This window comes from Photobacterium atrarenae (genome assembly GCF_024380015.1).
Taxonomy (GTDB): domain Bacteria; phylum Pseudomonadota; class Gammaproteobacteria; order Enterobacterales; family Vibrionaceae; genus Photobacterium; species Photobacterium atrarenae.
Window position 1 is genome coordinate 2197527 of record NZ_CP101508.1, and the last position, 20911, is coordinate 2218437.

Annotated in this window: 15 protein-coding genes; 2 read left to right on the forward strand and 13 right to left on the reverse strand. The window is 54.3% G+C overall.

The window, feature by feature from the left end; translation table 11 throughout:
* Positions 1 to 49: 49 nt before the first annotated feature.
* Positions 50 to 1918 (reverse strand): MFS transporter, encoded by a 1869-nt coding sequence (locus NNL38_RS10385; RefSeq protein WP_255387969.1) that lies wholly within the window; start codon positions 1916 to 1918, stop codon positions 50 to 52.
* Positions 1919 to 2149: 231 nt separating this feature from the next.
* Here NNL38_RS10385 and NNL38_RS10390 point away from each other — a divergent pair, with 231 nt between their 5' ends.
* Positions 2150 to 2788 carry a LysE family translocator gene (locus NNL38_RS10390; RefSeq protein WP_255387970.1) on the forward strand — a complete coding sequence of 213 codons (639 nt, stop codon included), beginning with the start codon at positions 2150 to 2152 and terminating at the stop codon, positions 2786 to 2788.
* Between the two features lie 70 nt (positions 2789 to 2858).
* Here NNL38_RS10390 and treC read toward each other — a convergent pair whose 3' ends face one another.
* From treC to treR, 3 genes are all read right to left on the reverse strand, one after another.
* Complete coding sequence (gene treC, locus NNL38_RS10395) at positions 2859 to 4562, reverse strand: alpha,alpha-phosphotrehalase (protein WP_255387971.1); 1704 nt, start codon at positions 4560 to 4562, stop codon at positions 2859 to 2861.
* A 69-nt stretch (positions 4563 to 4631) separates the two neighbouring features.
* Positions 4632 to 6062 (reverse strand): PTS trehalose transporter subunit IIBC, encoded by a 1431-nt coding sequence (gene treB / locus NNL38_RS10400; protein ID WP_255387972.1) that lies wholly within the window; start codon positions 6060 to 6062, stop codon positions 4632 to 4634.
* Between the two features lie 207 nt (positions 6063 to 6269).
* Positions 6270 to 7214 (reverse strand): trehalose operon repressor TreR, encoded by a 945-nt coding sequence (treR, locus tag NNL38_RS10405; protein WP_255387973.1) that lies wholly within the window; start codon positions 7212 to 7214, stop codon positions 6270 to 6272.
* 392 nt (positions 7215 to 7606) lie between these two features.
* Between treR and NNL38_RS10410 the strand changes: the two genes are divergently transcribed.
* Positions 7607 to 8773 (forward strand): Card1-like endonuclease domain-containing protein, encoded by a 1167-nt coding sequence (locus tag NNL38_RS10410; RefSeq protein ID WP_255387974.1) that lies wholly within the window; start codon positions 7607 to 7609, stop codon positions 8771 to 8773.
* 118 nt (positions 8774 to 8891) lie between these two features.
* Here the strand turns inward: NNL38_RS10410 and NNL38_RS10415 are convergent, their stop codons facing one another.
* The 9 genes from NNL38_RS10415 to NNL38_RS10455 form a co-directional block, all read right to left on the reverse strand.
* Entirely contained in the window at positions 8892 to 10496 is a 1605-nt protein-coding gene (locus tag NNL38_RS10415; protein ID WP_439651353.1) for an endonuclease, read from the reverse strand.
* A gap of 278 nt (positions 10497 to 10774) precedes the next feature.
* Positions 10775 to 11542, reverse strand: a complete 768-nt coding sequence (gene udp / locus NNL38_RS10420) for a uridine phosphorylase (RefSeq protein ID WP_255387976.1) — start codon at positions 11540 to 11542, stop codon at positions 10775 to 10777.
* Positions 11543 to 12020: 478 nt separating this feature from the next.
* Positions 12021 to 14534, reverse strand: coding sequence for a zinc/cadmium/mercury/lead-transporting ATPase (locus NNL38_RS10425; RefSeq protein ID WP_255387977.1), 2514 nt, complete (start codon positions 14532 to 14534; stop codon positions 12021 to 12023).
* A gap of 248 nt (positions 14535 to 14782) precedes the next feature.
* Positions 14783 to 14956 (reverse strand): hypothetical protein, encoded by a 174-nt coding sequence (locus NNL38_RS10430; RefSeq protein ID WP_255387978.1) that lies wholly within the window; start codon positions 14954 to 14956, stop codon positions 14783 to 14785.
* Between the two features lie 127 nt (positions 14957 to 15083).
* The gene (locus NNL38_RS10435; RefSeq protein WP_255387979.1) at positions 15084 to 15557 is read right to left on the reverse strand and encodes a response regulator; all 474 of its coding nucleotides are present in this window, start codon (positions 15555 to 15557) and stop codon (positions 15084 to 15086) included.
* Between the two features lie 10 nt (positions 15558 to 15567).
* A complete protein-coding gene (locus NNL38_RS10440; RefSeq protein ID WP_255387980.1) occupies positions 15568 to 16893 on the reverse strand; it encodes an ATP-binding protein in 1326 nt (441 codons plus the stop codon).
* Between the two features lie 21 nt (positions 16894 to 16914).
* Positions 16915 to 18330, reverse strand: a complete 1416-nt coding sequence (locus NNL38_RS10445) for an SLC13 family permease (protein ID WP_255387981.1) — start codon at positions 18328 to 18330, stop codon at positions 16915 to 16917.
* 477 nt (positions 18331 to 18807) lie between these two features.
* Positions 18808 to 19224 (reverse strand): CBS domain-containing protein, encoded by a 417-nt coding sequence (locus NNL38_RS10450; protein WP_255387982.1) that lies wholly within the window; start codon positions 19222 to 19224, stop codon positions 18808 to 18810.
* Between the two features lie 297 nt (positions 19225 to 19521).
* Entirely contained in the window at positions 19522 to 20835 is a 1314-nt protein-coding gene (locus tag NNL38_RS10455) for a DUF945 family protein (RefSeq protein WP_255387983.1), read from the reverse strand.
* Between the last annotated feature and the right edge of the window lie 76 nt (positions 20836 to 20911).

Sequence of the window (20911 nt, forward strand, 5' to 3'; positions counted from 1 at the left end):
CCTGAGGGTCATCACAGTGCGATTGCTTCATTGCTTCCCCGAACTACGCTTAAACGGTACTCAGCAAGCGCTGTACTTTTTTCTGAAGCCCAAGCGCAGTAACAGCGTCCGGCGCAACCTTAGGTGCGGCGACAATTTCCACTTTGGACCAGAAGCGTCGCGGCAGTTTGCTGAACGCCCGGCCATGACGATGACTGAAGAACGAGCCCCAAATCCCCTTCAGTGCCATTGGCACCACCGGGACCGGGTTGCGGCTGATGATCAGCTCAATCCCCTTTTTAAATTCATTCATCTCGCCGGTCCGGGTCAGCTTGCCCTCCGGGAAGATACACACCAGCTCTCCTTGCTCGAGTGCTTCACTGATGGCCTCAAACGCCTGATGGTAGATTTTTGGCGATTTGCCATGGGCGCAAATCGGAATGGCTTTGATCCATGTGAAGAAGTATTTCACCAGCGGCAGGTTGGCGATGTCTTTATCCATCACAAACCGGACCGGGCGACGGCTCACCCCGGCAATCAGCAGCGCATCAACGTAACTAACATGATTGCACACCAGCACCGCAGGCCCTTCTTCCGGGATATGTGAGAGTTGGGTGTGTTTGACCCGGTACATCACGTGAGTCAGGCTCCAGACCAGAAAACGGAGCAGGAATTCATGCACCTGAGAGAACACATAACAGGCCACGGCAATATTGACCACCGCGACGACCAGAAACAGTTGCAACACCGACAGTCCGAGTCCGTTGATCAATACCACCGAAACCAGTGCGCTCAGAACCATCAGCAGCGCATTCATCACATTATTGGCCGCAATGGTCCGGGCACGGCTGCGGGCATCACTGCGCTGCTGGATCAAGGCATTGAGCGGCACCACGTACACGCCACCAAAGACGCTGACCATCGCCAAATCAAATAACAACCTGAGATTTTCTCCGGTGCTGAGAAACGCCATCACACCAACATTCTGGGCCACCACCACTTGTTGTCCGGCAAAGTAGAGGTCGATCCCGAAGACACTGATCCCGATAGCACCGAGCGGGATCAGGCCCAACTCCACCTGCCCACCGGATAACTTCTCACACACCAGCGAACCACAGGCGATCCCGACCGAGAACACCGTCAGCAGCAGCGTCACCAGTTGCGGATTGCCGCCGAGAACATCGCGGGCAAAGTGCGGTAATTGGGTAAGATACGTCGCGCCGATAAACCAGAACCAGCTGATGGCCAGAATCGACAGAAAGACCGTCCGGTTGCGGCGAGCCTGACGGATAGTGCGAACCAACTGGGTCAGCGGGTTCCAGTTCACGGTCAAAGCCGGCTCGCCGGCCTGCGTGGCCGGAATTGCCCGGCTGCTGAGATAACCCAACCCCGCCAGTCCCAGGATCAGTCCCATCACCAGCATCGTGGCATGCTCGGAAGAGAACAACAGTCCGGCAGTGACCGTCCCACCAAGGATCGCGACAAAAGTGCCCATCTCAACCATGGCATTGCCGCCCACCAGTTCATGCTCGCGCAGTTGCTGGGGCATCAGGGAGAATTTGACCGGACCGAACAGTGCCGACTGGGCCCCCATCAAGAACAACACCGCCAGCAAGCCCGGCACATACTGCAGATACAGTGCCAGCGCCCCCGCGGCCATAATGGCAATTTCGGCCAGTTTCAGCCGCCGGATCAGGGCTGATTTTTCATACTTGTCAGCCAGCTGACCACCAATCGGCGAGAGCAGGAAAAACGGCAAGATAAACAAACCCGCCGCCAGGTTGACCATCGCGACCCCGGCTTGCTGGGAATACAGACCGGAAAACGCAATCATCAGCAATAAAACATTCTTGAACAAATTATCATTAAATGCGCCCAGTGCCTGTGTCAGAAAAAAGGGCAAAAAACGCCGGGTGGTCATTAATCTGAACTGGTTCATATGTCGCCTCGCCATCCATTCGAAGTTGATAGACGGTACTCTACGCCACAATCGAACAGTGTGCAATTGGTTATTTCAATCACGAATCTAAGATTGCGCCACAAGCTCAGTTTAAAAATCCATCAACAGACTAAATTCAGGAAAAATCGGCCATCATATACCCGCACACTATTTTATTCGTCCAAATTTACCGCTAGAATCCAGCCCTTCTTTCTGTAGTTCGAATATCCCATGATCGATTTCTCCATCTTACCGGTATACCTGACAGCGGTGATTGCCCTGTTGCTGATCCCCGGCCCAGACATGTTACTCATCGCCAGCTCAAGCCTGAGCTACGGCAAAAAAGTGGGTGTGTTCGCCAGTTTTGGCAATGCCACCTCCGGGCTCATCCTGACCCTGCTGGCCGCACTGGGTGTGTCGGCACTGATTGCGATGAACCCGCTGGCGCTGGAAGTGCTCCGCTTGCTGGGCGGTGCCTACCTGCTGAAGATGGGCTGGGACTGTATGCGTACCCAGCCGGCGGATGCGCCGGATGTTGCGCAGTCTTCCGGCCTGGCGATGACACTTTACCGCCGGGCGGTGATCAGCAACCTGCTGAACCCGAAAGCACTGATTTTCTTTGTGCTGTTCCTGCCGCAGTTCGTCTCACCGCAGATCGGTGCTTCCTCCGGTGAGCAAATGCTGGTGCTGGGCTTGCTGCTCAATGTGCTGGGCCTGCTGTTTAACCTATTTTTGGTCACGATGGTCGGCAGCCTGGGCAAACCGCTGCTGAAAAATGAAAAGTTCCGCACCAACCAGCACAGGTTCATGGGGCTTATTTTTTTCGTGCTGGCGATCTGGCTGCTGGCCTCACAAGTGCCGACGCCCTAATCTTTTCCGAACTCACATCGCACCAATAAAAAAGAGCGCCATCGGCGCTCTTTTGGTCTCTGCTTGCTACTCAATACTGTATCGATAGATCAGCATCGTTTTTATGGATCAACACAATCCGGCTCTCATAAGGCCGTAAAGTGAACCGGGATACCGGGCGCTGCATCGACACATCCGAATAGTTGCTCAGGACATATTCAGCAGTCGTCAGGTCGATGTTTTCCGGGAGGGGACACTCGACCGGCTCGCCGTAATAGTTGTTGATACACAACAGGATCTGCGTTTCAGACTCGCGCTTATAACAGAAGATACGGTCATGTTGCGGCATCAGGTCGGTGTAATCACCGGTGGTGATCACCTCAATCTCTTTGCGCATCGCGATCAGCTGACGGTAGAAATGAAACACTGAGTGCTCATCGGCAACCGCCTGCTGAGCGTTAATCTCCGGGTAATTGTCCGCGACAGCCAGCCAGGGCTCTCCGGCAGAAAACCCGGCAAATCGGCTGTCATCCCATTGCATCGGCGTGCGCGAGTTATCGCGGGATTTCTGCGCCAGGATCGCCAACATCTCGGCTTCTGATTTGCCTTGCTGATTGACCATGATGTCGTACATATTGATGCTTTCCACATCCCGGTACTGATCGATCGAGTCATAGCCCGGGTTGGTCATGCCGAGTTCTTCGCCCTGGTAGACGTACGGTGTGCCCTGCATCATATGTACGGATGCACCCAGCATTTTGGCTGATTCGACCCGGTACTGCTGATCATTGCCCAGGCGGCTGACCACCCGCGGCTGATCATGGTTACACCAGAACAGTGCCCCCCAGCCCTGGTTATGCAGCCCTTGCTGCCAGTGGTTCAGAATCGATTTCAGCTGGCGGAAATCAAACGGTGCCTTGGTCCACTTGTCGCCGTTCGGATAATCCACTTTCAGGTGATGGAAATTAAATACCATCGACAGCTCTTTGCCGTCAGGCGCCGAATACTGCTGACAGTGTTCCAATGTCGTCGATGACATCTCCCCCACCGTCACGGAGCCGTATTTCCGGAACACCGCTTCGCTGATCTCCTGCAGGTATTCATGCACTCGCGGACCATCTGTATAGAAACGACGGCCGTCGCCCTGATAATCGTCCGGGAAATCCTGTTGCTTGGAGATCAGGTTAATCACATCAAGGCGGAAGCCATCGACCCCTTTTTCCGCCCAGAAGCCGATGATGGCTTTGACTTCTTCCCTGACTTTCGGGTTTTCCCAGTTCAGATCCGCCTGCTCTTTGGCAAACAAGTGAAGATAATATTGCCCAGTTGCCGGATCCAGTGCCCAGGCCGAGCCGCCGAATTTCGACTGCCAGTTGTTCGGCACCCCGCCGTCGACCGGATCTTTCCAGATGTAGTAATCCCGATACGGGCTGTTTTTATCGCCCAGCGCCGACTGGAACCAGATATGCTCGGTGGACGTGTGGTTCACGACGATGTCCATCACCACCCGGATCCCGCGCTGATGCGCTTGCGCCAGCAACTGATCAAAATCAGCCATGGTGCCGAAGTCCGGGTTAATGGCGTAATAGTCAGAAATGTCATAACCATTATCAATCATCGGTGAGCGATACACCGGAGTCAGCCAAATGGCATCCACCCCGAGGGTTTTCAGGTAATCAAGCTTTGAAATAATCCCTTGGAGATCACCGGTTCCCTTGCTGCCGCTGTCGCAGAAACTCTTGGGATAAATCTGATAAATCGTCGCGGTGCGCCACCATTCCAATTGCTGTTTCATTGTTTCTAGCCTGATCGTTATCTGTGTTATGAGGTTGGCCGCCAGCATGTGGCGGCCAATCCGTGGGAATTATGCAGTTTGCGGTGATTTCTCAAGCTCACCCTTGGCCTGGGCACGCTTGTACAGCAGCACCGTTAGGGTGATCGGCACCACCACAGCCACCAACATTGCCAGCAGGAAAACCATCCAATATTGCGGCTGAATGGAAAGGATCCCCGGCAGACCGCCGACACCAATCCCGTTGGCCATCACACCCACGCTGCCACAGATAGCCGCAGCAATGGCAGAGCCAATCATGGCGCTCAGCATCGGGAATTTATATTTCAGGTTAATCCCGTACATCGCCGGCTCGGTAACCCCAAGGTAAGCCGAAATCGCTGCCGGCACCGAGATTTCACGTTCATTGTGCTTCTTGCTGATCCAGATGATGCCAACCACAGCCGATGCCTGAGCAATATTCGACAGCGCAATCAGCGGCCAGATTGGCGTACCGCCCATATCCTGCATCAGCTGCAAGTCAACGGCGTTGGTGGTATGGTGCACCCCGGTGATCACCAGCGGCGCATACAGGAAACCAAACACCATGGCGCCCAGAATCGCGAAGTCCCCCGTCATCGCCGCTTTAGCGGCATAACCGACCGCGTCACCCAGCATCCGGCCAAACGGACCAATCAGGGCATGGGCCAGGATCACCGAAATAATGATGGAGACAAACGGCACAATTACCAGGTAGAGGTAGTCCGGAATGATCCGCTTGAGGTTGGTCTCTATCAAGGCCAGCGCAATCCCCGCCAGCATTGCCGGGATCACCTGCGCCTGATAACCGACTTTTTCAATCACGAACAGGCCGAAGTCCCAGGTTTCGGGGATTTCCTTACCGATCAGATAAGCATTCATCAACTGCGGCGACACCAGAGTCACCCCCAGCACAATCCCGAGAATCGGCGTCCCGCCCAGTTTCTTCACCGTCGACCAGCACACCCCGACCGGCAGGAAAAAGAAAATCGCTTCGCCGATCAGCCACAGGAAAGAGTGCACCGTAGCCCAGAACTGACTGATTTCGGTCAGGGTTTGGCCGTCGAACATCCGGATATCACCGATAACATTGCGAAAGCCCAGGATCAGCCCCCCGGTGATAATCGCAGGCAGCAGCGGCACAAAAATTTCTGCAAGGTGGGAGATGCCGCGCTCCAGTAAGTTCATGTTCTGGCGGGCCGCCACTTTTGCTTCTTCTTTGCTGGCCCCTTTGTCGCCGGTCAGCTCTGCCAGCAGCTTGTAAACCTGGTCAACTTCAGTCCCGATCACCACCTGAAATTGCCCGGCGTTGGTGAAACACCCCTTCACCATAGGGATGTCTTCAATATCCTTTACATTTGCCTTATCTGTATTACTCAAGACAAAACGTAGTCGGGTCAGGCAGTGGCTGACGCTGGCAATATTGTCGCTGCCACCAATCAACGCCACCAGGCGCTCGACTTGTTGCCGATTGATCTTACTCATGCCGATGTCCATCTTTTCATTGAAGGGAAAGTCATTATCGTTATCATCAATTGGGAATGTTCCCAACCAGTAGTTATTATCATGACAAACCCCGACAAAGAATAAAATGGGAACATTCCCACACCGTGAATCAGCTCACACTCATAGATGAGGTGAATCTGATACATCACAGAGTCGGAAACGCTCGTTACGAGTGTAGTTGCCCGGCTACAAGCTTGCCCGCTGGGTCAGGTGAGTGATGGCTTGCTCACCAGCAAGCTGACGAATAAGTAGGGTCGCCGAGGCATGACCGGCCTGATAATAGCCCGGATCGATGCTGAAGGTATTGGGGAAAATAAAGGACAACAGATCCGTCGCGCCGACACCGGAGACCTGGATATCGGTACGTCCCAGCTCCTGCAGCCGCTTGGCGACGCCCATAGCCAGCGTATCACTGGCACAGACAATCGCTTCGGTGTCAGGCGTGACCACTTGCTCGGTGAGCTGATAGGCACTCTCGTGGCTCAGTTGCCCGGTTCGATAACAAGGCACAAGGCCTGCCGCCTCACAGCTGGCAAGGTAGGCGTTCAGCCGCATCAGGCCGGTGGTTTTATCTTCAGACCCGACACCGACGTAACTGATCTGCCGTTTGCCCTGTTGCAGCAGGTGATTCATCGCCAGCGAAATCATGCCATGATTGTCATAACCCACCGAAGACACCTGATCCGTATCAATGGCAATCACCACGGCTTTCTGGCCCAGTGCCTCGATGGGGGCCAGATCACAGCCGGTAAACCCAAACACTATGACCCCGTCGACATTGCGCTTTTGCAGCACGGCCAGGTGCTCATTGGTTTTCTCGGCACTGAACTGGCTCTCCATGATCACTGCGTCGTACCCGGCCTGATAGATGACTTCCAGGATCCCGCGCACGGCCTTATTTTCTGACGGCGAATCGAGGCGAGAGAGAACAATCCCCACCACTTTGGCGCTACCGCCGCGCATCGCCTGCGCCGACTTGGAAGGCACATACCCGGACTCACGGATCACCTGCTCGACTTTGCTGCGGGTTTCCGGTTTCACCTTGGGATCATTGGTCAGGACGCGGGAGACAGTGGACTTACCGACGCCGGCCAGTTTTGCAATATCTAAAATAGTGAGCTTTTGAGTCATATCTCGGTACAGGCTGGAACAATCTCCCCTATTGTCACCGTAAGCGCCAGGATTTCAATCCTTTTTCCCGCACAGGCTGGCATAACTCTGAGTAACGGCATCCCAATGCGCCCCCGAAAAATCCAGGTTTCCAAGCACCGAATGATGAGAAATACTTACAGTATGCGGACATTTATTGAAGCGGAATCAGATATGTTGCCTTTAGTGCCTGTATTTACTTGAATTTATTCATCACAGGCCCCATTTGTATCATCAGGCCGGACAGGGTTTGACTTCAACCCCAGCCCGGTACTCGACAATAACAATAGCAATCATTGCTGAACGTCGTGTGTTGGCCCTTATCTTCTGGATGACCCTTTTTGTGCCAACCTTGATAAAGCATAAGGATGATTATGATTACTCATGTTGGCATTATCGATCAGGATCCGGTCCGGCTGATCACCCCGTTACTCGACCACGGCGTGCCCGCCGAGCGCATGATTTTTATCGGCACCGAGGCAGAGCAGGAACAATATGAACGCCTGGCTTCGATTCTTACACCACGCAATATCAAAGCCGAATTCTTTACCATTCCCAGCTCCATCAATATCGCCTCGATCCGCCGCCGCCTCGATGAACTGGCTGCAACACTCAAGCAGCAACAATCCGAGGTCTGGTTCAATGCCAGCTGCGGGCTGCGTCACCGCCTGTTATCGGCATACGAAGTCTTCCGCACCTATCACTGGCCGATCTACGTGATTGAGCCGTTCAGCGATGAAATGTGCTGGCTCTACCCGGCGGATCGCGAGCAGCAACAGGTCGAAGATCGCATTCAACTGACGGACTACCTGACCATTTTCGGGGCCCGCAGCGAACTGCCGGAGACCAGTGTGCCGGAAGCTCTGAATGATCAACTGTGGGAGCTGGGCCAGCGTTGGGCCAGCTCTGCACTGGAACTCGGCCCGGGCCTGGCGACCCTGAACTACCTGGCGACCACCTGCCGCAAAGAACAAAAGCTGGATGTCGCCCTGAGCGAGAAGCAGCAAGGCTATAAAGAGCTGGGGATCTTGCTGAAAGATTTGGAAGAAACCGGACTGGCCAGTTACCAAAACGGCATTTTGACCTTCAAGCATGAAGAAGCCCGCCGTTTTGCCAACGGGGAGTGGCTGGAGAACCTGGTGCACAGTACAGTGCGGGCGATTCAGAACGAACTGCCGACGATTCAGGATCACTCCCTCGGCGTTCAGGTGTATCGCCAGATTGGTGATCGGGAAGTACGCAACGAACTGGACGTCGCCACCGTGGTCAATAACAAGCTGCACATCATCGAATGCAAGACCAAAGGCATGCGCGATGACGGCGACGATACCCTGTATAAGCTGGAATCGCTGCGCGATCTGCTTGGCGGCCTGCAAGCCCGTGCCATGCTGGTCAGCTTCCGCCCGTTGCGCCACCATGACTTAGTGCGCGCGCAGGATCTGGGACTGGCGATCATCGGACCGGAGCAACTGGGCGATCTGCAGTTACACCTGCATAACTGGTTCAAGGATGCCGGGGGTCACCGGCACAATATTGCCTGACCGGCTTTTGGCCTGAACGGCCTTGAACCGGTAATACCCCGCTCAGAAAATGTAAAACAAATACCCCCCGGCCAAAAATCCGGGGGGGAGCATCTCAGCAAATTAATTTCCAGTCTGATCAATTGCCCCAGATCGCGCTGACAAACTCAGGGTGATCCACAAACGGGTTCCGGTTGCCCTGGAACTCAAACACCGCCTGATTACGGTCGAGCTCTTTCTGGCTGACCGGATCGTTCTGGTGCCAGCGCTTGAGCATTTTCAGCATCCAGGGTTCAAACACCGTGGTATTCGTGCCATCCAGAATCGCATCAGCATTGCTGGTATTGCTTTCCCAGGACGCAATTTCATTTTCATAGCGGGTTGCCATGTAGAAATATGCCCGGGCAAAGTCCCCTTTGAAGGTGTCCAGCGGCTCAAAGACCGTCCCGTTATAGCCCAGCCCGGATTCGGCCGGCCCCAGTTTCGAGCCATTGCCTGAAGTATAGGAAGCGCTGCCTACTTCACCGAACGGCCAGTTACTGCGCTTGGCATTAACATAGCCGTCCGTCGCAAAGATATGGTGGCCGTCTGAATTCATCGGCTCGACTTTGCCGCCAAACCAGCTTTTCGGGAACGAATGTTCACGGTTGTAGCAATCCCCTTCACCGCTGTACTGACCGCACTGGTCGGTCACTTTGGTAAAACTCACCGCATCGCGCGTCGCAGGCTGCTCCGAATACATGTCAAGGATAGAGCCATCATTTTCATAGTAGCGATCCAAATCGGCCACCTTGACCAGATCCCAAATTGCCGAATAACCGCGGCTGTTATGGCTATTGATGATGTTATAGAGGGCTGTTTTCAACGCAAAACCAGTTTTTCCTGCTGCGGACTGGTAGTATTCGCCTAAATCTGAAGGGGGCGACGTGGGTTCATTGTCACCCAGGGGGAAAGGAAACGCCTGGCTGTACTGGAATTGACCACCGGAAGCAACCGTTTGACCATCGGCCGTCAGCGTAAAGGAGCCGTTTCCTGCACTACAACAGATGCCATCCCCATACGCGTCGTTGATCGTGAAGGTGTAATCCCCATCGGGCAGGCACATATCCTTGGTGTTCGTTGTCTCGTTGGCGTAGCCGGCGCCCTCAAACAAAACAGCACCGCTGGCATTAGTCAGAGTCCAGCTGGTTTCAGAAGCATACTGATCCGTTACTAAGGTCAGCGTTGCGGTCGTATCATTGCAGGCAGGCGTCGGTGGCTCGCTGGTGTCTGCCGGCAAGAATTGATCGACATATACCACCTCGGCACCATCAAAGCCGGACTCATCGTAGAAACGCAGCCCAACCTGGATATCTTTCGTCGTTGTGGCGGTGTAGGTATAACGGATGTCCTGCCACTGATTGGTCTGTGCCGGGTTCGAATACCCCTGATAGCCATCAACCACCAGACGGGCTTTCACATGCCCCTCGGTATGATAGAGCGACACGGCAAACGGATAGGTTTTCCCCTGCTCGACATGCACCGTCTGAAGCAAGTCGGTATTGCTCTGGGTCCCGGTGTTGACTGTGACTTTCGCTGCCAGCCCGCCGGTTTTGATCTGATCTGACGTAGGCGCAATCGAAATACCGCCATCAATCACGCTCCATCCAGCAGGTGTATTGCCATTCCATTGCTCAAAGTCGCCATTGGTAACCTGTGCCCAGACACTATTTGAGACCAGCAATGCAACCGTGCTAAGAGTCATTACTCTAATATCCATATAACCTTCTGCTTATTGATGAAAAAGTCAGCTAAGAGTAAAGCGTAATTCATCATGAATAGTTATCAGTGATCACACCTTCTTGTTGCAAACTGATCAATATTGTTAATTTTTTGCTGGATATCACACAGTTTGAACACCAAAATCCTTAAAAAATAAAAGGTAAATGACTCAAATGTGTCAATCGCTGTATTCCGGACATAAAAAAACCGATGCCGCAGCATCGGTTTTATCAAGCAACAGCGGGCTGAACCCGGCTTAGATTATTGCGCCAGCATCCGGCGAGCTGCTTCAACCACCACTTTGATAGAGCGCGCTTCGGTCTCTTTCAGCGTCGCGTGATCCGGCGTTTCTTTCTGCGTCCGGTTGATGATGACGCCGGCAACACAGCCCGCGCGCAGGCCTGAGCTGGCACACATGGTCAGCAAAGTCGCCGATTCCATCTCAAAGTTCAGTACGCCCATTTGCTGCCACTCTTCCATTGAACCCTGGAAGCGACGTACAACACGGCCGGTGAAGGTGTCGTAACGCTCCTGACCCGGGTAGAAAGTATCAGATGAAGCCGTCACACCAGTGTGAACGGTCGCACCGTCTGCATCACACGCTGCTTTCATTGCTGTGGCGACAGAGAAGTCGGCAACCGCCGGGAATTCCATCGGTGCAAAGTGCAGGCTGGCACCGTCCAGACGGACAGAGCCGGTGGTCACGATCATGTCACCCACGTTGATATGCGGCTGAATCGCCCCTGTGGTGCCGACACGCAGGAAGGTACGTACACCCAGTTGCGCCAGCTCTTCAACCGCAATCGAAGTCGACGGGCCGCCGATACCGGTGGAACAAACCACCACTGGCTTACCATCCAGCTTGGCACGGTACACGGTGTATTCACGTGAGCTTGCCAGGAACTCAGGGTTATCCATCAGGTTCGCAATTTTTTCAACACGGGCCGGATCACCAGGAATAATCGCCAGTTCAGCACCGTTAAGATCGGCTTTATTTACACCCAAATGGAACACTGCGTTGTCAGACATAATCTTATCCTTTTTATACCATGCCGCTTGTTAGGGACGATGAGGTCTGCGGCTATTGATTGGAAATCAAAATGTTTTGAGCGTGCTGTCTGGCAAAACAGCACGCTCAAAACACCTGTCTAACGATAGCTGATAGCGAAGCAAGTTTTAGTGACCCAAGTCACAGGTAATAAAATATGAAAAATGAAACGTTGCACGATCAGGTGATACAAATCACAAATAAACGTTTGCTATTGCCCTTCTTCACACTTTTCCGTGAAATACACCGGGAGGTTCAACCACCGTGCCCGTCTTTTCAAAGGTGATTCCGAGGCCCCGTATCAGGCTTATACCATGTCACCTCCTAATACCTATATATTTCGAAACGCAGCTTGGCAAAGCGCAGGCATAAGCAGCTCAGTCAGCAAAAACGTTGTCAGTAAAAATATCATCAACAAAAAATCTGTGCCCCGATTGTCCGGGGCACAGATTTCATCGGCTAGCGTTCATAGCGGGGTTTAAACCGCAGCAGACGCAAGGCGTTCAAGGTCACCAGCGCAGTCGCCCCGCTGTCGGCCAATACAGCCACCCACAACCCGGTAAAGCCAAGTAACGTCGTGACCAGAAACAGTGCCTTAAGCCCCAGGGCCAAACCAATGTTCTGGCGGATATTGGCCAGCGTGGCGCGCGACAGAGCAATCATGGCGGGCAATTCAACCACCCGGTCATGGGTCAGCGCGGCGTCGGCCGTTTCCAGCGCCACATCGGTCCCGCCCCCCATAGCGATCCCGATGGCGGCAGTTTTCATCGCCGGGGCATCGTTAATCCCATCGCCGACCATTGCCACCTTACTGTGTTGATTCGCCAGCTCCACCTCGCGGACCTTATCCGCCGGCAACAGCCCGGCGCGGTAATCAATCTTGATTTCGCCGGCAATCGCCGCCGCTGCCCGGGGGTTATCCCCCGTCAGCATCACCGAGCGGATCCCCATGGCACTGAGCTGCTGAACCGCCTGTGGCGTCTCCTCGCGCAGGTTATCCCGCCAGGCAATCAGGCCCACCGGCTCACGATTGCGAATCGCTACCACCAGAGTCTTCCCTTGCGCCTCTAATGCCTCAGCCTCAGCCTGCTGCACCGCACTCAGGCAAATTTCATCCGGCATTCGGTCTACTGCAACCAGGAGTAGCGCATCACCGTCAACCACGCCCATGATCCCACGCCCGGGCAGTGCTTCCCGATGCTCGGCTTGCAACACAGTTAATCCACGGGATGCCGCTGCTTTCACGACCGCCTGGGCCAAAGGGTGCATTGAGCCGTCTTCAACGGCAGCCGCTTGTTGCAGCAGACGCGCTTCATCACTGTCCCAGCTGACCAGATCCGTCATCACAGGCTTGCCCTGGGTCAGGGTACCGGTTTTATCAAAGGCCACCATGTCGATCCGACCCAGTTGCTCCAGTGCCGCGCCCCCTTTTATCAGAGCCCCACGGCGGGCTGCGGCCGCCAAACCAGAAGTAATAGCCGCTGGAATCGAGATCACCAGCGCGCACGGACAGGCAATCAGCAGTAGGGTAAGCCCTTTATACAGCCAGGCTTCCCAGGACTGGGCAAAGAACATCGGCGGGATCACGATCACCAGTGCGGCCAGAGCAATCATCGCCGGGGTGTACCAGCGACTGAAGCGGTCGATAAAGCGCTCCAGCGGCGCTTTGCGCGACTCGGCATCTTCAATCAGATGTAAGATCCGATCGATAGCATTTTCTCCCTGTGCCGAGACGATTTTCAGCCGAACCACTTTATCGGCAACCAGGGAGCCAGCCATGACAGACTCGCCCGGTAACCGCTCGACCGGCACAGACTCACCGGTCAGCGCGCTTTCATCAAAGCTGGCGCTGATATCCATCAACTCACCATCAGCAGGCAGACGGCCACCCGGTGCCACTTCAATCACATCGCCCGGGGCCAGAGCCTCTGCGGCAACCTTGATTTTACTGCCGTCAGCACGGATCAGCGTGGCTTGTTCCGGCACCAGATCCATCAACGCCTTCACCCCGCTCCGGGCCCGGGCAGACGCATATCCTTCCAGTTGCTCCCCGAGCAGGAACAGCAACAGCACCATCGCCGCTTCCGCCGTTTCCCCTAAATACAAGGCCCCGATTGCAGCCACACTCATCAGGGTTTCGATTGAAAACGGCGAGCCGCCTTTAGCCTGTGCTACGGCTTTTCGGACAATCGGGAACAAGCCCAGGATCGTGGTCGCGGTAAAAGCTGCCAAACCGAACGTCTCCGACACTCGGCTGATCACAAACGATGCCAACATCATGAGGGCGATGGTTAAGATAGCCCCATTGCGACGCCAGAAGCTTTGCGGCGCTGGCTCGGACGGCCGCTGTGTCGAAACCAAAGGAAACCCGGTGTCACTGGCCTTGGCTTCAATCACCGTAGCCAAGGCCTGATTGCCACAGTTCACCAGCAGTTTTTCAGTGGCAAACATGACTTTGGCGCTATACACCCCTTCAATGGCCGAAACCGCTTTTTCCAGCTTTCCGGCACAGCTCGGACAATCCATATTCTGAACTTTCCAGCTCAGGGTGTGGCTGTCTGCTGCAGCATCACGCAACACATCCTGTTCAGGCGCTTGAGGCGCAGGTTTACTGCAACAGGTACTAACGCACGCTGAATCCGGGCGGTCTTGAGTCTCTGATGAGTCATGTGTGTGATCAGTCTCGGACCCGGTGAGTCGGACAGCCGGAGCAATCGTCAAGGCTGCAGGCTGAAGTGCGTGGGGGGATGGTTGTATCGCAGAAATTCGAGGCTGCCCGGCAGGGTCGTCGTCATCACCGCCGGAATCACTGCCCGACGCGTCCCCACTCAGGCCGGCAGATGATGTCTGCGGTGCAGATGCGCAACAGTCATCCCCCGCTCGTCCCGCCTCAACGCGGACCGAACCGGCATGGGAACCCGTTGGCTTGATGGTATGAATATGGGATTTTTTGTTATTACACTGAGCACACATGGCACACTCCTCAGATTGGTTTGTAGGATGAATACCCTAACTATAAACCTTGGAGCCAAGTCTAAGGTCAAGCCATGTCATGAAAAATGTTTCGTATAAGGGGCGCTCTCAATAACGATGCCTGCTCCGACGCTGAATATCACCGCCCAAAAGCTAAATATCACTGCCCGAAAAACAGCACGCAGCCTTGTTACGGCACAGCAATACCTCTACCCAAGCCAGGCAGCTTGTAGGATACAGCAATGTCGCTAGTTCTCTGGAGTACCGGTAAAATCTTGCTTCCCGACAGGCTCATCCGGCTGCTGTTGCTCACGGGCATGTTTTTCATGCAGCGCTTTGATGAGCTGGCGATCGCGCTCAGCAAAATACAGATCTTCCTCGGCTTTCCCTCTCAAACGCATATGCTCAAGAAAATCAACCATGAGACGTCCCTCACATTGACGCATTCACCTTAATCATAGTTGATGCCCCTGTGGCTGGAAGTCGTGACTGGACAAGCCTTGTCCTCGCGCAAAGATCCGAACAAAAAACAAGGCCAATAAAACTGCATTATCGCAAACGGCGAAACACCACGCTGTTATCCAGCACATCGGCCCACGGCCGGTAGTCCAGCCCGCTGTCAAAAATAAACTCAGTGATTAAGCTTCTCACCGTAGTCAGCAGGACATCCGCTTTCCAGGGTTTCTCAAAGTAACTCTCAATCCGGGCGCGATTAATGGCCTCAATCGTATCCTGATGGGTTGCCTGACCGGTCAGTAAAATCTTTTTGGTCTGAGTAAAGCGTGGATCCTGCGATACCTGGCTCAAGAGCTCAACACCGGTCATACCGGGCATCACATGATCCGAAATCACTACCGCAATAAACTCCCCTTCGGCATCCAGCTCATCCATCAGCTCCAGCGCTTCATCGGCCGACTCACAATCTTCGACCTGAAAATAGTGATTGAGCGGTGCCAAATCATTAAGCACAGCGCTCAGCACTTCCCGCTGATCATCGACACAAATGATATTTAACTTTTCCATCAGCTTTCCCTCAGGCAATTGGTAAATGAATTCGAAATTGTGTCATGTCAGGCTCGCTCTTGAGCGCAATCGAGCCGCCATAACTGTGCACAATCCGCTGCACGATCGACAGCCCCAGCCCGAGCCCGAACGACAAACCGCCTTTTTTGGTGGTGAAGTTGGGATGAAACACCTTATGGCGAATGGCTTCATCGATCATCGGGCCGTTATTGCTGATCAGCACCGTCACCCGACGCCGGGAACAACGCGTGATGATCTCCAGCTGCGGCGCGCGCGTTTCCGCCATCGCATCACAGGCATTCTTAATAATGTTGACCCAAACCTGCACCAACTCAGTACTACTGGCGGTCAGCGGCGGCAGCGCTGCAGGCCGCAAGACCACACTGACCCGGCGTAAATTACTTTGCAGCAGAGATAACGACTTATGTAGCGTATCGTTAATATCCACCCCCGGCTGCCGGGCCTGATCGCCCCCGCCCAGCTGCTTCACCGATCGCACGATGCTGCTTGCATGCTGCGCAGCCAGACGCATGTCATGAAGATCCCGGCCAAGCTCCCAGGCGGCCAGTGACTCATCCAGGTCTGTCAGCCAGGCTACGGGGACTTCTCCATCCGGCACCGCGCGGGCCAGTTGCCGGGCAGGCTCTCGTGCCAGCGCATACTGCTGCTGTAGCGCCCGAGCCCGCTGCCGAACCTGGGATGAAGTGGCCGCCTGCCCTTGGTCGAGCCCGCTGGCCAAAAAGGGGCTGAGCTCCGGCTGGTGCCGGGCCAGATACTGTCGCACTGTCCCCTGCATCCCGTCAGTTTTACTGCTCAGCACACCAATCGCATTATTGAGCTCATGAGCAATCCCGGCAGCCAACTGGCCCAGGGTGGTCATCTGCTCAGCGGCATAGAGCTTCTGCAACGCCTTTTCCTTGGCGATTGCCTGCTGGCCGGCCAGCACTTGGCGTTTGGCCAGCTCATGCACCATCACCGGCATGAACTGCTCGCTCAGCGGGCCGTACTGCGCCACATCTACCGCGCCCGTGGTGCTGTCAATCCAGGCCAGTTCGCTATCTTCCTCGGCAATCACGGTGGTTGAGGCCACCAGCGTTCGGGAAAAAAAGCTATGCACCCCGAAGAACATCCCGGGCTCTGCCCGAAAAATCCTCGCCGACTGCTCACCAGTTTCATCGTGCATGTAGCCGGACAGCTTGCCGGATTTCACCCAGTACAACCGGTCGTTATACCCACCCTGCCGGAGCACCTGGGTGCCGGACTTCACCGCCAGGGTTTTCGCCGGATCGTTAAAATACACTTGAATAATACGTTGCAGGGCCGTCGGTTGTTGCATACAGACTCCGTATTCCGGCGGTTAAATATGATCGATCAGGTGCAGCAGCCAAATCATCACAAAGCTCAACAGAACCCCAACCACCCCGACAATGACCCCAATCCGCGCCATCTGATTGCTCTCGACATGACCGGTGGCATGGGCCAGGGCATTGGGGGGCGTACTGATTGGCAGCGACATCCCCAGCGAAGCGGCAAAAGTCACCACCAGGATCAACGTGATTTCACCGCCCAGCGGTACCAGAGAAGTCATCGATGTACCGAGTGCTGCCATGATCGGCATCAGCAGGTTCGCCGTTGCTGTATGAGACATAAAATTAGCCATCATCAGGCACAGCAGGGCCGAGCCACCGAGCACAACATACGGCGAATACTGGTCAAACGGGATGCTGTGCACCATCAGTCTCGCCAGGCCGGTTTGATCCAGCGCCAGCCCCAGAGCTATCCCGCCGGAGACCAGCCACAGCACATCCCAGGAGATTTTTTTCAAATCTTCCTGATTGATGATCCCAGTCAGCGAGAAAACAGCAACCGGGATCAGAGCCACAGTATAGGCATTCATCCCGTGAGCCGAGCCCATCAGCCACAGCACAATCGTCAGCGCAAAAGTGATATACACAGTGATGGCTTTCGGCGTCTTGAGGAATTTTCCCCGAATCGTCAATTCAATTTTTTCCTGCTTCGCCGGGTAAATCAGGTTGATCAACACCCAAGCAAAGCAGAGCAGGATCGCCACAAAAGGCACGCCAAAGAACATCCATTCGCCGAAAGTGATCATGTTCTCGCCGGTCAAGTATTTCAGCGCGATGGCATTGGGCGGGGTGCCGATTGGGGTGCCAATGCCCCCAATATTGGCAGCCACCGGAATACAGAGGGCAAAGGCAATTTTACCCGGGTCTTTGGCTCCGAACAGCGCGATCACCGGGGCCAAGATTGACAGCATCATGGCCGTAGTCGCCGTATTAGACATAAACATGGAGAAAACGGCGGTGATCAGCATTAATCCGAACATCACATTGCGCGGCCGGGTCCCAAATGGCTTGAGCAACACCCGGGCCAGGTTGACATCCAGCCGGTACTTGGTTGCCGCCATCGCCAGGAAGAAACCACCGAGGAACAACATGATGATCGGACTGGCAAAGGTTGCCATGATCGCTTTGTAGCTAAGCAACTCACCAAATGCCGCCTGCCCTTCCCCGCCACGAAACAGCAGCAGGCCTTTATCGGACAGCATCAGCAGCTCCAGCACGATGATCACCACCGATGTGGCGTAGATCGGGATTGGTTCAAAGACCCAACACAGGGCCGCCAGAAGAAAAATAGCGATCACCCGTTGTTGGAGCACGGTCAATCCTTCAACTGGAAAAGCCGTGGCTGGCAGCAGCAAAATCACCAACGGGATCAGAACCGGGATGATATACCTCATAGATTGGCGCATGATGTTTCTATTCCCTTACAGCAAATAAAAAACAGTCAGATACCTGCGGTGACGGATCAATCATCGAACGAACCTCGATTGTAAAGGACAGCGCTGCCAGGTATCTCTATACCAGTCTGATCCAGTAAATATCTGGCCTTTGACTGGATCGCTGGTATGACTACCGCCTGTCTCTCGAGTCCATCCGCGGCAGTTCAAAAACGGTTTCAATTTCGATTTCGAAAACGATATCGGTCATTTTGCGACTGAAAGCCGGGCATTTCTTGGCCATAGATCAATAAATAAGCCAATGAAATTCAAACAAATGTTGTAAACCGGCGCTATCGCACATTCGGTCAAAGGGAGACATCCGGCGAGCGCCGGACAGCGCTGCGGAACAAATATGAGGCAGGTTCAGGCAAAGGCGCCGGAGCGCCTTTACCTGAACCTTACAGAGGTGAGATTGGTCTTCGGTTGCATACTGATTGTCAGCAATTGTTAGACCGGATGTTTAAAGCAATCCACAATCTGGTTACTGATTGCCGTCAGGACATCCCGGCGGGTGATAATCCCCACCAGCCGGCCATTATCCACAACCGGGTAAATTTTCGGCTTCTGGCCGGTCATCACATCCGCCAGCTCAATAATGGAATCTTCCGGTGTCACCGTCAGCACTTCAGGACGCATGCAGTCTTGTACATTATGCGTATCCTGGCAGTGATAGCCGACCTTGAGCAGCTTATGGATCATATCCTGCTCAGACAGGAAGCCAACCACTTTGCGTTGCTCATCAACCACCGGACCACCAATCTGCTTGGACAGCAGCAATTTACCCAACGCCTGCGATAATGACATTTTCGGATCAAATGTGACCGGGCGCGTATTCATATAATCTTTAACTTTGAGCGACTCCATGCATCCCCCTAAACGAATTTTATAAACCAAAACAGGCGCTTCATCTTGTTTTACCTGCTGTATGTTTTAAGTGTTGCCCATTTCTCTGAAATTACTAAATGGAAAAAAGCAATTTCATTAATAGGCAGGACCGATTCATTCAAGTGGCTCATTCTCAATACAGGCGACGCCGAGGATCAAAAAAGCCGCGTAGGGGCTACGCGGCTGGGTCTGGCCGGGATAAACCAGCCTCTTGCGGCAATTGCTGATTGCTCGCTGGATCACTTGTTCGCAAAGGCGCTTCTTCGCACCAGCGCACTACATAAACAGCATCATCAGCATCGCCAGCGGCAGCTGATCGCCAGAAGCAAGGATAATCTGATCGCCATCCACCTTCATGTTCAGGCGGTAATACTCAGCCCCTTTTTCGACAATCCCGTTCTGCTCCATCATGGTCGCTTTCTCGAGCATCGCCGGATTGGCTTCAACCAAGGCAATCGGCAACTGCAAACTGAAATCACCTTGAAGTTTTTCCGTAATCGATGCCAGGTTCTGTGACGCTCTGGCGATGCCCGGTGCCACTTCCAGGTTCAGATGGCTGGTCACCGCCCCTTTCGGCGTCTCCACACTCAGTTGCTCAACGGCAAATTTCAAGCCTTTCGCCACCAGCAAATCCAGCGCCAACGCTGCTTCTTCCGCCTGCGCTTGGGTCATCTCCTGCTCAATGCCTTCGGCAACCTCGCCCAGGCGGCTGATGGCAGGGTAATCCATGTCCGACAGGGCGACCTGGAAATTAAAATTCTGATATTCCTGGCCATCCAGCGCCACAACACGATCGACGCGCACGCTGTTGGTGTTGGTCAGCATCGAATTTACTTCTGTTTCTCCCTCAGCCGGTTCCGGCTGGACCAGACGATTGGTCATCGCCACCATCAGGTTATCCAGGGCCACGCCCTGATCCGCTTCAATATTGTGAAAACTGATATGATCAACCTTCAGGCTCTGGCTGCCAATCCAGAACTGGCCGTCCATCACGCCCTGGCCGCTTCCCTCCAGCCCGGTCAACGTCATCGCTTCGCGAGCTGTGGTGGTCAGGTTGGCTTCCGGCAACTGGTAATGGAACTCACCGGACCCTTGGCTATCCACCGTCCCCGTCATCACAAACGAGGTCACATCAGCGTTGGCCCCTTGCTCATCCTGAAAAGCAATCGGGTTCATGGTGATCGAGAATTCCGTGGTCCGGGTCAGGGCGGTCGAGGTGGTGAAACGGATCGGTGTTACCCCTTCTCCCCACAGCTTATCCGCCACCGGCTTGAAGGCTTCGTCCAGCACCAACTCACTGGTTGACTCCAGACCGAGAACGCCGTGTTTCACCTGATGGCGGACATACCAGACCGTCGGCAAGCCTTCCTCATCAAACAACGACTTCCAGTCATCTTTCACTTCCAGACGGGACACCACATCAGAGCTCAGATAACCGCGGTCATAACTTTCATTACTGATGGTCAGGTACGGGTTTTCGTACTGCCCGACCGTATCTAGGTAAATCCGCTCACCAATTTGTCCGGTTGCCAGCGGCCAGCATAAGATAATTGACACGGCGCCGCCGATGGCACCAATTTTCTTCAACATGTTGTGTCCCAGTTGTTGCTCAATAAGCGCTGAGTTTATCACATTGTGCCTGCTCCTTTGCGTATATTGTCGATGA

What these genes read in the sequence shown, in the direction of transcription:
- udp (WP_255387976.1), bottom strand. Translation starts at nt 11,542, where the DNA reads ATGTCTGACAACGCAGTGTTCCATTTGGGTGTAAATAAAGCCGATCTT.
- NNL38_RS10410 (WP_255387974.1), top strand. Translation starts at nt 7,607, where the DNA reads ATGATTACTCATGTTGGCATTATCGATCAGGATCCGGTCCGGCTGATC.
- NNL38_RS10445 (WP_255387981.1), bottom strand. Translation starts at nt 18,330, where the DNA reads ATGCGCCAATCTATGAGGTATATCATCCCGGTTCTGATCCCGTTGGTG.
- NNL38_RS10425 (WP_255387977.1), bottom strand. Translation starts at nt 14,534, where the DNA reads ATGTGTGCTCAGTGTAATAACAAAAAATCCCATATTCATACCATCAAG.
- NNL38_RS10430 (WP_255387978.1), bottom strand. Translation starts at nt 14,956, where the DNA reads ATGGTTGATTTTCTTGAGCATATGCGTTTGAGAGGGAAAGCCGAGGAA.
- treR (WP_255387973.1), bottom strand. Translation starts at nt 7,214, where the DNA reads ATGACTCAAAAGCTCACTATTTTAGATATTGCAAAACTGGCCGGCGTC.
- NNL38_RS10440 (WP_255387980.1), bottom strand. Translation starts at nt 16,893, where the DNA reads ATGCAACAACCGACGGCCCTGCAACGTATTATTCAAGTGTATTTTAAC.
- NNL38_RS10455 (WP_255387983.1), bottom strand. Translation starts at nt 20,835, where the DNA reads ATGTTGAAGAAAATTGGTGCCATCGGCGGCGCCGTGTCAATTATCTTA.
- treC (WP_255387971.1), bottom strand. Translation starts at nt 4,562, where the DNA reads ATGAAACAGCAATTGGAATGGTGGCGCACCGCGACGATTTATCAGATT.
- NNL38_RS10385 (WP_255387969.1), bottom strand. Translation starts at nt 1,918, where the DNA reads ATGAACCAGTTCAGATTAATGACCACCCGGCGTTTTTTGCCCTTTTTT.
- NNL38_RS10390 (WP_255387970.1), top strand. Translation starts at nt 2,150, where the DNA reads ATGATCGATTTCTCCATCTTACCGGTATACCTGACAGCGGTGATTGCC.
- NNL38_RS10415 (WP_439651353.1), bottom strand. Translation starts at nt 10,496, where the DNA reads ATGACTCTTAGCACGGTTGCATTGCTGGTCTCAAATAGTGTCTGGGCA.
- NNL38_RS10450 (WP_255387982.1), bottom strand. Translation starts at nt 19,224, where the DNA reads ATGGAGTCGCTCAAAGTTAAAGATTATATGAATACGCGCCCGGTCACA.
- treB (WP_255387972.1), bottom strand. Translation starts at nt 6,062, where the DNA reads ATGAGTAAGATCAATCGGCAACAAGTCGAGCGCCTGGTGGCGTTGATT.
- NNL38_RS10435 (WP_255387979.1), bottom strand. Translation starts at nt 15,557, where the DNA reads ATGGAAAAGTTAAATATCATTTGTGTCGATGATCAGCGGGAAGTGCTG.